This window comes from Brevundimonas aurantiaca (assembly GCF_014199955.1).
GTDB lineage: Bacteria > Pseudomonadota > Alphaproteobacteria > Caulobacterales > Caulobacteraceae > Brevundimonas > Brevundimonas aurantiaca.
In genome coordinates this window covers 622,712-637,612 of record NZ_JACHOQ010000002.1, presented here as the reverse complement: position 1 = coordinate 637,612, position 14,901 = coordinate 622,712, and the positions used below count along the sequence as shown (strand labels likewise).

The following is a 14,901-nucleotide window of genomic DNA, read 5'->3' as shown; positions in this document are numbered from 1 at the left end:
ATGACGACCGAACTGACCTATCTGGCCCTGACGCTCATCCTGGCCCTGGTCCACATTCTGGCGCCGGCCCTGGGGCGGACGGCGCAGTTCGGTCTGGCCTGGAACGCCGGCGCACGCGATACGCCGGCCGGGCCGTCCCGCCCGGTGGTGGGGCGCCTGGAGCGGGCGCAGTCGAACCTGTTCGAGACCCTGCCACTGTTCATCGGCGCGGTGCTGATCGCCCATGTGGTCGAGGCCTCCGGACCCCTGACGCTGTGGGGGACGACCCTCTATTTCTGGGGTCGCGTCGTCTATTTGCCGCTCTACGCCCTTGGCGTTCCCTATATCCGGTCGCTGGTCTGGCTGGTCTCGATCGTGGGACTGGTCATGGTGCTGGCGTCGCTGTTTCTTCTGAAAGCCTAGATTGACCCCAGCCGCCCGTCTCGCCGCCGCCGCCTCCGTCCTGGACGCCATCGCCCAGGGCCGCCAGCCGGCGGAAACCGTCCTGAAAGCCTGGGGGGCCGCCAACCGATACGCCGGGTCCAAGGACCGGCGCGCCATCGCCGACCGCGTCTACAAGGTGCTGCGGGCGCGCGGCCGCCTGTCCTGGATCATGGGCGGGCGTGAGGACGGCCGGGCCCTGGTGATCGGGTCGCTGCACGCCATCGACGGCCTGTCGCTGGAAGAGATCGAGGCCCTGCATGCGGGCGACGGCTACGGGCCGCGGCCCCTGTCGAAACAGGAACGCGGCCGGATCACGGCGGGGGAGGGGGAGCTTCCCGGCTGGGTCGCCGCCGGCCTGCCCGAGTTCGTGGTCGAGGATTTCAAGGCGACCTTCGGCGAGCGTTGGGCCGAAGAGGCACGCGCCCTGATGGCGCCGCGCGCCCCGATCGACCTGCGGATCAATGACTCGGCCGCCACGGTCGAGGAGGTCGAGGCCGAGCTGAAGGCCGCCGGGCTGGACGTTTCGCGCACGCCCTGGTCGGCCGTCGGCCTGCGCGTGCCGTCGGAACCGCCGCCCAACATCCAGGCGCTGGAGGGGTTCAAGTCCGGCAAGTTCGAGATCCAGGACGAGGGCAGTCAGGTCGTCTGCTGGCTGGCCGGGGCGCAACCCGGCGCGACGGTTGTGGACTATTGCGCAGGCGGCGGCGGCAAGACCCTGGGTCTGGCCCAGGCCATGAAGGGGCAGGGGAGATTGACGGCGTCCGACGTGGTCAACAAGCGGCTGGAGAATATCCGCCCCCGCCTGCAACGCGCGGGCGTCGAGGCTGAACTGGTGCTGATCGGTCAGAACGGCGGGGGGCTGGAGGCGCTGAACGGCCAGGCCGATCTGGTCTTCGTCGACGCCCCCTGTTCGGGCTCGGGCACCTGGCGGCGTCGGCCCGAGGACGCCTGGCGTCTGACGGCGGACGAGGTCGAGAAACTGCACGCCGTTCAGGTCCGTATCCTGAGCCAGGCGACCAAGCTGGTGAAACCGGGCGGGCGTCTGGTCTATGTCACCTGTTCGATGCTGGCGCGCGAGAACGAGGCCAGCGCAGACGCTTTCGAGGCCGCCCATCCCGAGTTCAAACCGGTCCCGGTCGCCGACCTGCTGGGCGCGCCGCAACTGACCGACGCCGCCCGGACCAGGTTCGCTGAACTGGCGTCCGGCGCGCGGCTGCGGCTGTCGCCGGCCTCGGCCGACACCGACGGCTTCTTCGCCGCCGTCTATCAGCGGGCCGCTTGATGGGGATGGGGCCGGTTCGGCACGGCGAGGTTTCGGTCCTCTATGTCATGGCTGCGCCCGCCGAATACGGCGACTGTCTGCGCGCCCGCATCCAGCCCCTGATGACCGGCGTCGGCCCGGTGGAGGCTGCCGTGACCCTGACCGCCGCCTTGGCCCGGCTGGAGACGGCGGGCAATCCGCCCGACCTGATCGTGTCGCTGGGGTCGTGCGGCTCGCGGGTGCTGGAGCACGCCTGCGTATATCAGGCTTCTTCGGTCGCCTATCGCGACATGGACGCCAGCCCTCTGGGCTTTCCCAAGGGGGTGACCCCGCTGCTGGACGAGCCTGCGGTCCTGCCTCTGCCTTGCCCAATACCGGGCCTGCCGACCGCCAGGCTGTCGACCGGCGCCAACGTCGTCTCCGGCGCCGCCTATGACGCCATCGACGCCGAGATGGTGGATATGGAGACCTGGGCCCTGGTCCGGGCGGCCCAGACCTTCGGCCTGCCCCTGATCGCCCTGCGCGGCGTGTCGGACGGCCGGAGCGAGCTGAAGGCGTTGGAGGACTGGACCTCCACCCTTTGCCATGTGGACGAGAACCTTGCCGCCGCCCTGGACCGTCTGATCGCCGTGCTGGAGGCCGACGGCCTCGCCGCGCTTGAAATTCCGGCCTTACACGGCCAAGACCCCGCGCAACCTCCCGCCCCGGATTCGATCACGCCATGACCACGCCGCACGACCACCAGAAGGTCCTCATCGTCGACTTCGGCAGCCAGGTGACCCAGCTGATCGCCCGCCGCCTGCGCGAGGCCAGCGTCTATTGCGAGATCCACCCGTTCCAGAAGGCGGAACAGGCCCTGGCGGCGATGAAGCCTGCCGCCGTCATCCTTTCGGGCGGACCCGAGAGCGTCCACGAAGAGGGCAGCCCCCGCGCGCCCCAGGCCGTGTTCGAGGCCGGGGTGCCGGTCCTGGGCATCTGCTACGGCGAGATGACCCTGTGCGAACAGCTGGGCGGCAAGGTCGAGGGCGGCCATACGCGCGAGTTCGGCCGCGCCGCCATCACGGTTCAGAAGGACTCGCCCCTGTTGGCGGGACTGGCCCCGGTGGGCGAGGACGAGGAAGTCTGGATGAGCCACGGCGACAAGATCGTCGCCATCCCCGAGGGCTTCGACGTGGTGGCCTCCTCGGAGGGCTCCCCCTATGCGGTGATCGCCGATGAGACTCGCCGCTTCTACGGCGTCCAGTTCCACCCCGAGGTGATGCACACCCCGCGCGGCCACCAGATGCTGAAGAACTTCACCCACGGCATCGCCGGGCTGAAGGGCGACTGGACCATGGCCGCCTATCGCGACGAGAAGATCGCCCAGATCCGCGAACAGGTCGGCGACGCCAAGGTGATCTGCGGCCTGTCCGGCGGCGTCGACAGTTCCGTCGCCGCCGTGCTGATCCACGAGGCCATCGGCGACCAGCTGACCTGCGTCTTCGTCGACACCGGCCTGCTGCGCAAGGACGAGGCGAAACAGGTCACCACCCTGTTCCGCGAACACTACAACATCCCGCTGATCCACGTTGACGCGTCGAAAGAATTCCTGGGCGAGCTGGCCGGGATTTCCGACCCGGAAACCAAGCGCAAGACCATCGGCCGCCTGTTCATCGAAGTGTTCGACCGCGAGTCCGCCAAGATTGAAGGCGCCGAATTCCTGGCCCAGGGCACCCTCTATCCCGACGTGATCGAGAGCGTCTCCTCGTCCAGCGGCAAGGCCCACGTCATCAAGAGCCACCACAATGTCGGCGGCCTGCCCGACTATATGAAGCTGAAACTGGTCGAGCCCTTGCGCGAACTGTTCAAGGACGAGGTCCGGGCGCTCGGCCGCGAACTGGGCCTGAGCGACGCCTTCGTCGGCCGCCACCCTTTCCCGGGACCGGGCCTGGCCATCCGCATCCCCGGCGAGATCACGCCCGAGGCGGTCGAGACCCTGCAACAGGCCGACGCCATCTATCTGGAGGAGATCCGCAAGGCGGGTCTGTACGACCAGATCTGGCAGGCCTTCGCCGTCCTGCTGCCGGTCAAGACCGTCGGCGTCATGGGCGACGCGCGAACCTATGAAAAGGTGCTGGCCCTCCGAGCCGTCTCCTCCACCGACGGCATGACCGCCGACTTCTACCAGTTCCCCTGGGACGTCTTGGCCAAGACGGCGACCCGCATCATCAACGAGGTCCGGGGCGTGAACCGCGTGGTCTACGACGTGACGTCCAAGCCGCCGGGGACGATCGAGTGGGAGTGAGAGGCGGCGGGCATGCGGGTGCGACCTCTGGCGAAGGTGGGGGTTGCCGACAGGGCGACATTGGCGCTCCGGCTCGGCCAATGCGATCCTGTAGGACTACGGCGCTAGATTTGCAGGACGTATGCTCAGCCTATGCTCTTGAGTTGCGCCATCTATTGGCGCTTGATCCGCATTTGCCCACCCGTGCCCAGGTCGAAATCGCTGCGATCGGGACATCCGCCTCAAGCACTTCCGCCGCGTCGCAACCCGCTTCGACAAGCTGGCAAGAGACATCCTCGCCGCCGTCCTGCTGACCTCGACCCGCCTCTGGCTCAGGGCTTATGAGTCCAGAACCTAGGCGAACGGAGCGTCGACGGTCGTTTTTATCGACCGTCGACGCCGGCTTTGTAACAACTGCGCGACAGCGCCCGAAAAAAGGAGGGCATCCTCCCGGTGCGGGTGATTTCAGAGATCGCGGGCTTGCTGCCTTGTGAAGGCGCGTGCCAGTCTCTGTGGCCATGGGGGTTTCAGAAGACACAGCGCGTTGGCTTGCGCGAAGCGTGATGCCGCATGAGCCTGCGCTGCGCGCATGGTTGCGCCGGGCGGCATCGCCAGCCGACGTTGATGATATCGTGCAGGAAACCTACGCGAAACTGATCGGTGTCGCGGATGTCGGATCCATCCTTAACGTGCGCGCTTATCTTTTTCGCACGGCCCGGTCTGCTGCAGTCGACCGCTTAAGACGGAAGAGCGTGGTGCCGCTCGACGCCGTCGCAGATATTGACAGACTTCAGGTGGCGGCAGATGCGGTGACGCCAGAAGACGAAGTCGCGGGCCGAAACGAACTTCGGCTTCTCGCGAAAATGATTGACCGCCTTCCCGATAAGACACGCCGCATCTTCATTCTCAGTCGGGTCCAAGGACGCTCTCAAAAAGAGATTGCGCGGGAGACGGGATTCCCGGAAAGCACCGTCGAAAAGCACATAGCCAAGGCCTTTGTCCTCTTGATGGCCGCATACGCCGATGGAGGATATGATGCTCCAGATGCGTCTAGGTTGCGAAACGTGCGGATCGGACGAAGGGCGGATGGCAGAGACGGAAACGGCTGAAGAGATCGATCGCCGCGCCGCCCTGTGGGCCGCGCGGCTTGATCGTGGGCCGTTTTCACCGGCGCATCAGCGAGAATTCGACGCCTGGGCGGGAGAGGACCCACGTCGCCTGGGCGCGTTCGCCCGCGCCCGCGCCATAGCGGTTCATACCAGACAAGCGGCGGCCTTGGCAGGCGGACCCGTCGCCGAACAACCGATGGTCGCGCGACGCTCTCTGCTGGCGGCGGGCGTCGCTGTGGCGATGTTGAGCGGAACGGGTCTGGCCGCCGCCTACTGGCGGCGGTCTCAACGTCTCGACACGCAGCGCGGCGAGATTCGCTCGGTAACGCTGGATGACGGCAGCGTCGTCACGCTCAATACCCTGTCGCAGGTCAGCGTCCGCTATACGCGATCTGTGCGGGAAGTCGTCCTCATGTACGGCGAAGCCCTGTTCGAGGTGGCCGTCGATCCCGTGCGGCCGTTCGTCATGCGGGCTGCGGGCGCGGTGCTGACCACCTATGACGGCGCATTCCTGCTGAAGCGGCTGAATCAGGCGCCGCTCGAGATCGTCGCCTTGGCGGGATCGGTCCATATGCGGGTCGGGCGGGACAGGGCGCACATCCTGACCGCCAACCAGCTGATCAGCCTGGCCGGCGGCGAAGCGACCAGCCCTCGTTTCGTCGATGCGCCCCAAACCGGGCGGCTTCTCGCCTGGCGTGACGGAAAGATCGAGTTCCACAACGACAGCCTCGAACAGGCGGCCGCCGAGTTCGCGCGTTTCAGCGACGTTCCGATCCTGCTGGCGGATCGGGACGTGGCCGAAATGAAGATCACCGGCCTGTTCGAAGCGAACGATCCTGCGGCCTTCGCCCGGGCGGCGGCGCGCAGTCTGAACCTCCGCGCGGAAATCAGCTCGACCCGGATTCAGCTTCTTCACGGTTAAATATTTTCCGGACGCTGGAGGATTTCTGTTCCATGAACCGTCTTGTCTATGTCCGGTGCGCCGGGGGAACATAGACAGACGGATCGGGGGATCTCATGGTGTCGTGGAAGAGTTGGCTGGCGGCGGGCGTCGCCGGCGGGGTGCTTGTCGTGGCCGCCCATGGGGCAACTGCTCAGGTGAGGCAGTTCAATGTGGCGGCCCAGCCGCTCGCTCAAGCCATTCCTGACTTGGCGCGTCAGGCGGGCGTGACGATTTCAGCGCCCACCGGCCACCTCACGGGCCGCGTCGGACCCGCCGTCTCGGGGCAGATGGACGTCGAAGACGCGCTCAGCCGCCTGCTTGAAGGCACCGACCTCTACGTCGCCTCGCACGAGGGATCGACCATTATCCTGAAAAAGCGAACGCCCGGCGACGGACGCGCAGCCGAGGTCGAAGAGGTCGTGGTCGTCGGTAGCCGGATCAGGGGGACACGCATAAACGAAGCCCTGCCGGTCACCGTCGTCGACCAGTCTGATCTGGATGCGATCGGCGCCGCAGACGGCGACGATCTTTACCGCTCCATCGCACAGATGGGCGACGTCGGTTTCAATGAGGCGGACAGCGACAACGGCGGGATCAACAATGCGCGGGGCGATGTGGCGTCGATCGATCTGCGTTCGATCGGCACGGGCAATACGCTTGTACTGCTGAACGGCCGGCGATTGGTGCCTCACCCCGGTACGCAGATCGAAGGCTATGTGCCAGTTCAGACGGTCAACACCAACGCCATCCCGACATTCGGCCTGCGTCGGGTCGAGGTTCTCGCGGACGGCGCTGCGGCGCTTTACGGCACCGACGCGGTGGCCGGCGTCGTCAACAACGTCCTGCGCGACAACTTCGAAGGCTTCACGGTCCAGGCCGCCATGGGGCACGACGAAGGGGGAATGGAGGAATATTCCTTCGATTTTCACGCTGGCAAGGACTTCAACAACGGCAAGACCAACGTCTCGATCATGGGCGGCTACCTGACCCGGGATCCGCTCTACATCTGGGAACGCGACTATGCGACGGTCGCGGGGCGGGTGGCCGCCTTCAACGGCCGCGCCTCTGGCCTCGACTATGGGACCTACAGCACGATCACGGCCTGGGCTGAGGGCATCAAGCTGGATCCGAAGACCTACAAGAACGCGGGAACCACCACGCGCGTCAACGGAACGACCCTGACATCTACCGCCGGCACCTTCCACGTTCAGCCCAGCACCAACGCCGGCTGCATCACCGGCGCCTATACGACGGGGACCTGTTTCGACAACTCAACCCTGTCGACGACGAGCGAGGACAACAATCTCCGATATGATCTGGACTCTATGCGGACCATCAGTTCGGCGGTGGACCGCGCCAATCTGTTCACCTTCATCAACCACGAGTTCGATAACGGCGTCGAGTTCTTCGGAGAGCTGAGCTACTACTGGGGCGAGACTTGGTCGCAGCGCCAGCAGGACACGCCGCTGGACACGCAGCGCGTCCTCATGTCGCCGACCGCCTATTGGAATCCTTTCGGCGCCACGGGCGTGACCGCCCGGCTGAGCGGATTGTCCGGGGTGCCGACGACCGGTTCAGCGATCCAGATTCAGGACTACCGTTTCGCCGATCTCGGCTATCGGGAGGTCGAGGTCGAAAACGTCACCACTCGATATCTGGGCGGTCTGCGCGGCGAACGCGTCGGCTTCGATTGGGAAAGCGCCTTGCTCTACAGCAAGGCCGAAACGACCGACGAAATGGACGGGGTCAGCATGACCTTGCTCCAGCACGCGATCAATAGGACGACGCCTGACGCCTATAATCCCTTTGTGGGCGGCGACCTGACCAGTCCCCAGAACGGTGCGACGGGTTTGAACAGCCAGGAGACGATCGACAGTTTCATGGTCAAGGTCTACCGCTATGCCGAGACCGAGCTCATGCAGTGGGACTTCAAGGTCTCCAAGGGCGACTTCTATCCGGTCCCGGCTGGACATGTGGGCCTGGCGGCGGGGGTCGAGGCGCGTCGCGAAACCTTCGCTGAAGATCGCGACCCGCGTCTGGACGGAACCATCACCTTTACGGACCTGGCAGGCGTCGTATCCCAGAGCGACGTGATGGGCGTGTCCTACACCCCGGACAGCTCGGGCGCCCGCAACGTCTACTCGGCCTTCCTCGAACTGGCCGTACCGGTCGTCTCGCCCGAGATGAACATCCCGCTGGTGCAGTCGATCGACCTCCAGATTGCGGGTCGTGTGGAGAACTACACCCTGTTCGGAACGGTCGGGGCCCCGAAGATCGCGCTGGCCTATCGCCCGACGCCTTGGCTGATGTTCCGCAGCGCCTGGTCGGAAGGCTTCCGGGCGCCCAACCTGCTGCAACTCCACCAGCCGGATTTCGAACGCTCCAACAGCCGGCGTGATTACGCCGCCTGTGCGGTGCAACTCGCTATCGGCGCAATCCCGACGCTGACGACCAGCAACGACTACTGCACCAGCGAAGATCGGATCGAAAAACGGTCGGGGAACACGGACCTCAAGGCGGAGACCTCCGAGAACCTCAGCCTGGGCCTGGTGTTCGAACCCGAACTCTGGTCCGACCGGTTCGGCGACCTGACGCTGACCGTCGATTACTGGAAGATCCGGCAGGAGGATCTGGTCGGAATTTTCGGCGGTACGAACCAACTGATCAGGGACTACTACCTGCGTCAGATGGGTAGTTCGAACCCCAATGTGGTTCGCGATACGCCCAACGCCCAGCAGATCGCCGATGCGGCCGCAGCGGGCCTCGCGCCCGTCGGCGACCTCTTGTACATCACCGACGAGTACATGAACCTGCAGCCGCGCGAGTCTGAAGGCCTCGATTTCCGCCTCTTCTACACGCTGCGCGACACCCCGGTCGGCGACTGGCGGCTCAGCCTCAACGCCAGCCAGAAGCTGAAACTGTATCAGGAGGCCAGCGAACAGCATCAGATCCTGCTGGACGCCCTGGCCGACGGCACGATCGCGGGCGTGACGGTCGGCGGCGTGGAAGACCTGATCGGACAGAACGGCCGGCCGGAATGGAAGTTCACCGCGTCCCTGACGTGGGACCTGGGGCAGTGGACCTCAGGCTGGTACACCAGCTACGTCTCCGACTTCGTCGACACCAGCGCCACCTATGTGGATACCGACGACTATTGGGTGGTGGACGAGTGGCTGACCCACAACCTCTATGTCCAATACGAATTCGACAAGGGCGGCCCGCTGGACGGCGCCCGGGTCCGGATCGGCGCGCGCAATCTGTTCGACGAGGACCCGCCGCTGGCCGACGACCGGTTCGGCTACAACGGCAGCGTCCATTCCAACCGCGGCCGCTGGTGGTACGCCAGCATCCGCAAGTCCTTCTAATGGCGACGCCCGGGCGAGGCTGAGGCCTCGTCCGGGCCTCTCTGGAAATCGACATGTCCTCCCTTGCGCCTTCGGCGGGCTTGGCCCGACCGGTGCGGATCGTCACGCGCCTATGGTTCGCCACGCCGCTGTGGCGACGGATCCTGCTGGGTCTGGGGCTGGGCGTGCTCGCGGGCCTGGTGCTCGGAGAACGCGCCCAGGATCTGAAATGGATCGGCGACCTCTTCGTTCGGCTGATCCGCATGTTGGTGACCCCGCTGGTGTTCGTGACCGTCGCCGCCGGCGTGTCGGCCATGTCCGACCCGGCGCGTCTGGGAGCGGTCGGTCTCAAGACCATGGTTCTCTACTTCGGCTTGATGCTGGTGGGCGCCGCCGTCGGTCTGGGCCTGGGCGCGCTGATCCAGCCGGGCGCCGACGTCGATCTAGCGGGCGTCGCGCCCGCGCCTCTGGCCGACGCACAGGATCTCGCCGCCGTCCTCGCCGACATTGTGCCTTTGAACCCTATCGCGGCCATGGCCGAGGGCGACATTCTCGCCGTCATCTTCTTCGCCTTGTTGATCGGCGCCGCCCTGTTGGTGACGGGCGAGGACGGACGCCCCTTGCAGAAAGTTCTGGAGTCCGGATCGGCCGTGCTTCTGCGCGTCGTCCAGTTCGTAATGGAGCTGGCGCCGTTCGGCGTCTTCGCCCTCATCGCCTGGGTGATGGGAACCAGCGGGCCGTCGGCCTTCGTCAGCGTCCTGCGGCTGTCTTTCTGTGTTGTTGTCGGCGCGGCGTTTCAGACCTTCATCGTTCACGGCGCCGTACTGCGTCTTCTGGCGCGAACGCCGGTTCTGCCCTTCTATCGCGACATCGTAGACGCGGTGGCGGTGGCCTTTTCGACCTCGTCCAGCGCCGCGACCCTGCCTGTGGCGCTGCGGGTGGCCCAGAGAAATCTCGGCGTCAGCCCGGCGATCGCCTCGACGGTCTTGCCGCTCGGAGTGACCCTGAGCATGGACGGCGCCGCCCTCTACGTCGGCCTCTTGGCCGCCTTTTCCGCCCAGGTTTTCGGCGTGGCCCTGGGGCCAGCCGACTATCTCGCCATAATGGCGGTCACCGCCATGGTGGCCCTGGGCGCCGCGCCCGTGCCTTCGGCCTCCCTGTTTCTGCTGGCGGCAGTGCTTTCAGTCATCGGTCTGGGGCCGGAGCAGACGGCCTTGATCGTCGGCTTCATCCTGCCCTTCGATCGGCCCCTGGACATGATCCGCACCGTGCCGAACTGCACCAGCGACCTGGCCGTCGCCGTCGCCGTCGCGCGGATGGAGGGCGAACTGGATTTCACAGCCTACAAGGAGAGACCGCTCGAATGACCCGTCCTCAACGCCATCTCTCGGCGCTCCTCGCCGCCCTTCTGGCCGCGGCGCCGGCCGTCCAGGCGCAGGAGCAGCCGCAAGCCCCGCTGAACTCTGATGCAGTTCACCACACGGCGATATCGAACGCCGCCGTCCGGCAGGGCTCGGCCACGGCTGAACAGCGGCTCGGCGAGCGGGTCGTGTTTCGCAGCATGGACGAGCCGCGAACCGAACTGGTCGGCTATCTGTTCCGGCCCGAGGGACCAACGCCCGAATCCGGCGCGCCGGCGGTCGTCCTGCTGCACGGCAGGGGCGGGGTCTATTCGTCCCTGGCCGACGGGGTCTATGAGGCGCGGAACCTGACGCTGCGACTCAAATTCTGGGCCGCGTACTGGACCGACCGGGGGTACTACGCCCTTGTCGTCGACAGTTTCGGGCCGCGAGGCTATCCGACCGGTTTCGCGGCCGGGACCTACAGTTCGCGACCGCCAGAGATCAACGAAGTGACGATCCGCCCCCTGGACGCCTATGGCGCGCTGCGGTTCCTGCGCAGCCTGGAGGGGGTGGCGGATGACCGGATCGGCCTGATGGGCTTCTCCAACGGCGCCAGCACTGTCCTTTCGGCCTTGGCTGACGACAAGCCCGGCGACATGCGGCGGATCGGCTTCCGGGCGGGTCTCGCCCTCTATCCGGGCTGCGGCCTCCAGGGACGGTTCCGGCGGGAGTACAAGACCTATGCGCCGGTCGAGGTCTTCATGGGAACGGCCGACCAGGAGGTGTCGCCCGAAAGCTGCCGGACCCTGGTTGATCGCGCTCAAGCGGCGGGCGCTTCAGTGAACCTGACCCGCTATCCGGATGCGGCCCACGGATTCGACGATCCCAGCCGCAGCCGCCAGGCGGTCGCCGCCAACGCCGCCGCGACTGAGGATCTTCGCGGCCGCGTCGACCGCTTCTTCGAAGTTCAGCTGGCGCCCCGCTGACTCTGGGGCCAGGCGAGAGGGGCGTCGGCGTCAGGCCGACGCCCCTTTTCCGATTCAGGAGCCCGCCGCTGTCGCCGGGCCGTAGAACAGGGCGTTGAACAACAGCCGCACCGAGGCCCGGGCCTGGGCGCGATTGATCACGTCCGGCCCCAGGATGATCAGCCGACCCTGCCCCATAGGCGCATCGACTACGGCGGCGGCGCCGGCCAGTTTCTCGGGCCCTATGGCCCAGCCGCTCGACACCACAGGGGTCGCTGGGTAACGGGCGGCGATCCGGGCGCCGTCGCGCACGGTGAAGGCCGCGTTTTCGTCGAAGAAGACATCCAGTCGCGCCGGCAGGCCGTAGGCCAGGGGCTCGGCCGGATCGACGTCCATCGCCAGCAAGGCGCCGGGGATGAAGAAGTCGGTGGAGGGCAGGGGCCTGTCCGCGTTCGAGAGCACGTCCTCGATCGGCGCCCCCAGGGCCAGGGCCAGTTTATGGGCCGATCCTGCGGTCACGATCGTGCCCCCGGCCTCGGCGAAGCGGGTCAGTTGCGGCAGGGTCTTCTCTCGCGTCACGGCGCCCAGCCAGGACTGATAGGCTTCGGGAATCGTCTCGGGATCCGGCTGTCCGCGCCCGCTCCCGTTGGGGAAGTCGCCGGGCAGCAGATCAGGCGCGAACACCAGGACGTCGAAATCCCTGTTCAGGTCACCTGCGTCGAGACGCTGGGGGTAAACGACCTCGAAGGGGAACTCGAACTGCTCCAGCAGCCAACGGGTCCAGCCTGCGGACATGGAGCCGCCGTAGCGATCCACCAGACCGATCCGCACCGGCTTCAGCGCCATGGCGTCGCCCGCCGGCGCGCGCGACACCGCCTCGGCGTTCAGGCCCAGCTCGGCGACCGCCTGTTCGACCAGGACGCGCGACGTCTCGCTTTCCGGAATCCACAGGGCCCCGGGCGCCAGGGTGCGCGCGCCGAGACGAACCTCGGTCTTCTGCCAGAACACCGGCTGCCCCGCCTTCAGCAGACGGTTGCTCAGGATGAAGCTGTTGATCGCTGCATGATCGACGACGAAGCCCGCGTCGCCCCGTCCGCGAATCTTACCGGCGGGCACGGCGATCAGGTCCGGCACGCGCTCCAGCGGCGCCTCGAACGGATCGAGAATCCGGTCGAACCTCACCCCCATCTGCAGCGCCAGCGTATAGCCGGTCGCGTCATAGGGCAGGACGGGGGGACCGCCGGGATATCGCAGGTCGTGCGGATGATCCTGCGGTTCGAACATGTCCAGCACATGCGGCCGATAGGCCTGGTTCGTCCGCACGACGAACGACCCCGCCGGATAGGAGGTTCCGGCGATGGAGAAGGCGCGGGTCGCGCGATCCACGTCCACGCCGGTCTTGATCAGGCTGTTGAGGAAGGCGATCGCCGTCGGCAGATCGGCCTGGTCCGCCGGGATGACATAGGCGCGCGGATCGCGCAGCGCCGGATCGCGCAGCACCTTGTCGTAAAGGGCGGGATCGGCGGTGCGGCCGGTCTGGCCCGCAGCCGCCTTCAGGGCGTCGATCCGCGACGGCGTGACGCGCCAGGTGTCGGTCTCGCCCCGCGCGATGGCGTTCGCCCCCATACGCCAGATGTTGAACAACAGCCGGTCGCGATTGCGCGAGGCATAGTCCAGCACCGCCCGATTGATCGACAGCGAATAGTCGATCGACTGCCGGAACCGCCAAGTCTGCGGCGCGATCGGGGCCGGCAGATCGTTCCGCGGCAACTGGTTGTCCGGAACCAGGGCGATGCGGCTCGGCGTCGGGTGCCCGGTGATCTCCGTCAACAGGCCGATGGCGTTATGAAAATAGGTGATCGACCGCTCCATCCCGTTGTTCCAGGTCGAATAGGGGGCGCCGCTGCGCATGGTCGCGCCGGGCTTTCCCTCGGCGACCAGCCGGTTGTGCATGGCGGCGGCGACTTCCGACAGGGTGGTCATCGCCAAGGGGTCGTAGTTGTAGTTGAAGGGATCCCGGAACGGCGGCATGAACACGACCGTCCCGGCCGGCGCCGGCTGATGGTGGTTGTAGACGATCTGAGGGAACCACTCCCGGAACAGCATCCGGTTGACGTTGGTCGTCTCCGTCATCGCCGACAGATAATAGTCGCGATTGTTGTCGTGGCCGACGTAGGCCTGATAGAGGCGCGGCAGGCTGGCAAACTCCCGCTTCTCCGGGTCCTCCTCCCGCATGTACCAGTCCGCCACCAGATCCCAGCCGTCCGGATTCAGTGGCGCGAACAGGATGATGACGTCGTCCAGCACCCGCAGGGCCTCGGGATCCTGAGCCGTCACCCATTCATGGACGGCGGCGATCAGGGCCTGGGGCGGCACGGTCTCGGTCGCATGCAGGCCGCCGTCGATCCAGACCACGGCCTTGCCCTCGGCCGCCAGGGCGCGCGCCTCGGCTTCGTCCACGCCTTCGGCCTTGGCCAGACGGCGGGCGATGTCGCGATAATGATCCAGGCGGGCGATGTTCGCCGGAGACGAGACGGCGGCCACATACTGCGTCCGCCCCTCGGTCGTCTTGCCGACCTCCATCAGCTTCATGCGGTCGGACTGGGCGGCGAGCGTGTGGAGATAGGCTTCGAACTGCCGATAGTTGATCAACTGATAATCGTCGCCGACGTCATGTCCAAACGCCGCATTCGGGGAGGTGATATGGTCCGTGTGAGCGGCTGCTGGTCCCCCAAGCAGCGCGCTCGCGATTACAATCGCCGCCAAAATTCGGTTTAACATCTTCTATCTCCGTTCCCGTCCATTGATTTGGACGCACGGCGACCCGGGTTTCCTCCAACATGGCAACGCAGGCGCTCTAGGAAACGCATCGCACAACCGGGACCATGTCGCGGAGCTTGTCTCCTGGCAGGGCCGTCGGGTTTTCTAGATCCACGGTCGGCAATCGCACTCCTTTGGTTGGGACCCGCAGACGCTAGCTCGCTTGGGTGATCGACGCCATCGGTGGTGTTCACGACGCCGCCATAAGAGTGGCCCACCAGAATAACGTCGCCCTATTCCGGTCCTGCGCGAGGTCGATGGAACCTCCTTGGTCGCTACGCCCGACCACGAGCCGGCCGCCATGATCGCCTATGTGGAGGGACTTGGGCGCCGACCGGCCGTCAAGCCGACGGCGCCCGACTGAGCCTTTGATCTGTGTCAGGCCGGCTGTCGGATCCGCGCCCTCGCTTTCCCATATGATCGGCCAGAT

At 66.3% G+C, this 14,901-nt stretch carries 10 protein-coding genes and 1 pseudogene; 10 read left to right on the top strand and 1 reads right to left on the bottom strand.

Annotated features, from left to right (window positions below; translation table 11 throughout):
* The 10 genes and pseudogenes from GGQ93_RS07260 to GGQ93_RS07215 all read left to right on the top strand — a co-directional run bounded on the left by GGQ93_RS07260 (position 1) and on the right by GGQ93_RS07215 (position 11,672).
* Positions 1–402, top strand: a complete 402-nt coding sequence (locus GGQ93_RS07260) for an MAPEG family protein (protein WP_152949845.1) — start codon at positions 1–3, stop codon at positions 400–402.
* Between the two features lies 1 nt (position 403).
* Positions 404–1,705 (top strand): RsmB/NOP family class I SAM-dependent RNA methyltransferase, encoded by a 1,302-nt coding sequence (locus GGQ93_RS07255; RefSeq protein ID WP_183216009.1) that lies wholly within the window; start codon positions 404–406, stop codon positions 1,703–1,705.
* Positions 1,706–1,710: 5 nt separating this feature from the next.
* A complete protein-coding gene (locus tag GGQ93_RS07250) occupies positions 1,711–2,409 on the top strand; it encodes a 5'-methylthioadenosine/S-adenosylhomocysteine nucleosidase (protein WP_183216007.1) in 699 nt (232 codons plus the stop codon).
* On the top strand, positions 2,406–3,968 hold the full coding sequence (guaA, locus tag GGQ93_RS07245) for a glutamine-hydrolyzing GMP synthase (protein ID WP_183216005.1): 1,563 nt from the start codon (positions 2,406–2,408) through the stop codon (positions 3,966–3,968). Before GGQ93_RS07250 ends, guaA begins: the two co-directional genes overlap by 4 nt.
* Positions 3,969–4,185: 217 nt before the next feature.
* Positions 4,186–4,305: pseudogene (locus tag GGQ93_RS07240) on the top strand (IS5/IS1182 family transposase); the annotation flags it as partial.
* 205 nt (positions 4,306–4,510) lie between these two features.
* Positions 4,511–5,056 (top strand): RNA polymerase sigma factor, encoded by a 546-nt coding sequence (locus GGQ93_RS07235; RefSeq protein WP_182713699.1) that lies wholly within the window; start codon positions 4,511–4,513, stop codon positions 5,054–5,056.
* A complete protein-coding gene (locus tag GGQ93_RS07230) occupies positions 5,034–5,978 on the top strand; it encodes a FecR family protein (protein ID WP_183216003.1) in 945 nt (314 codons plus the stop codon). The genes GGQ93_RS07235 and GGQ93_RS07230 overlap by 23 nt, the downstream gene beginning before the upstream one ends.
* Positions 5,979–6,073: 95 nt before the next feature.
* Positions 6,074–9,364, top strand: coding sequence for a TonB-dependent receptor (locus tag GGQ93_RS07225; protein ID WP_183216001.1), 3,291 nt, complete (start codon positions 6,074–6,076; stop codon positions 9,362–9,364).
* 53 nt (positions 9,365–9,417) lie between these two features.
* Positions 9,418–10,710 carry a dicarboxylate/amino acid:cation symporter gene (locus GGQ93_RS07220; RefSeq protein WP_183215999.1) on the top strand — a complete coding sequence of 431 codons (1,293 nt, stop codon included), beginning with the start codon at positions 9,418–9,420 and terminating at the stop codon, positions 10,708–10,710.
* Positions 10,707–11,672, top strand: coding sequence for a dienelactone hydrolase family protein (locus GGQ93_RS07215; RefSeq protein WP_183215997.1), 966 nt, complete (start codon positions 10,707–10,709; stop codon positions 11,670–11,672). Before GGQ93_RS07220 ends, GGQ93_RS07215 begins: the two co-directional genes overlap by 4 nt.
* 54 nt (positions 11,673–11,726) lie before the next feature.
* Here GGQ93_RS07215 and GGQ93_RS07210 read toward each other — a convergent pair whose 3' ends face one another.
* On the bottom strand, positions 11,727–14,303 hold the full coding sequence (locus GGQ93_RS07210; protein WP_224764290.1) for a M14 family metallopeptidase: 2,577 nt from the start codon (positions 14,301–14,303) through the stop codon (positions 11,727–11,729).
* Between the last annotated feature and the right edge of the window lie 598 nt (positions 14,304–14,901).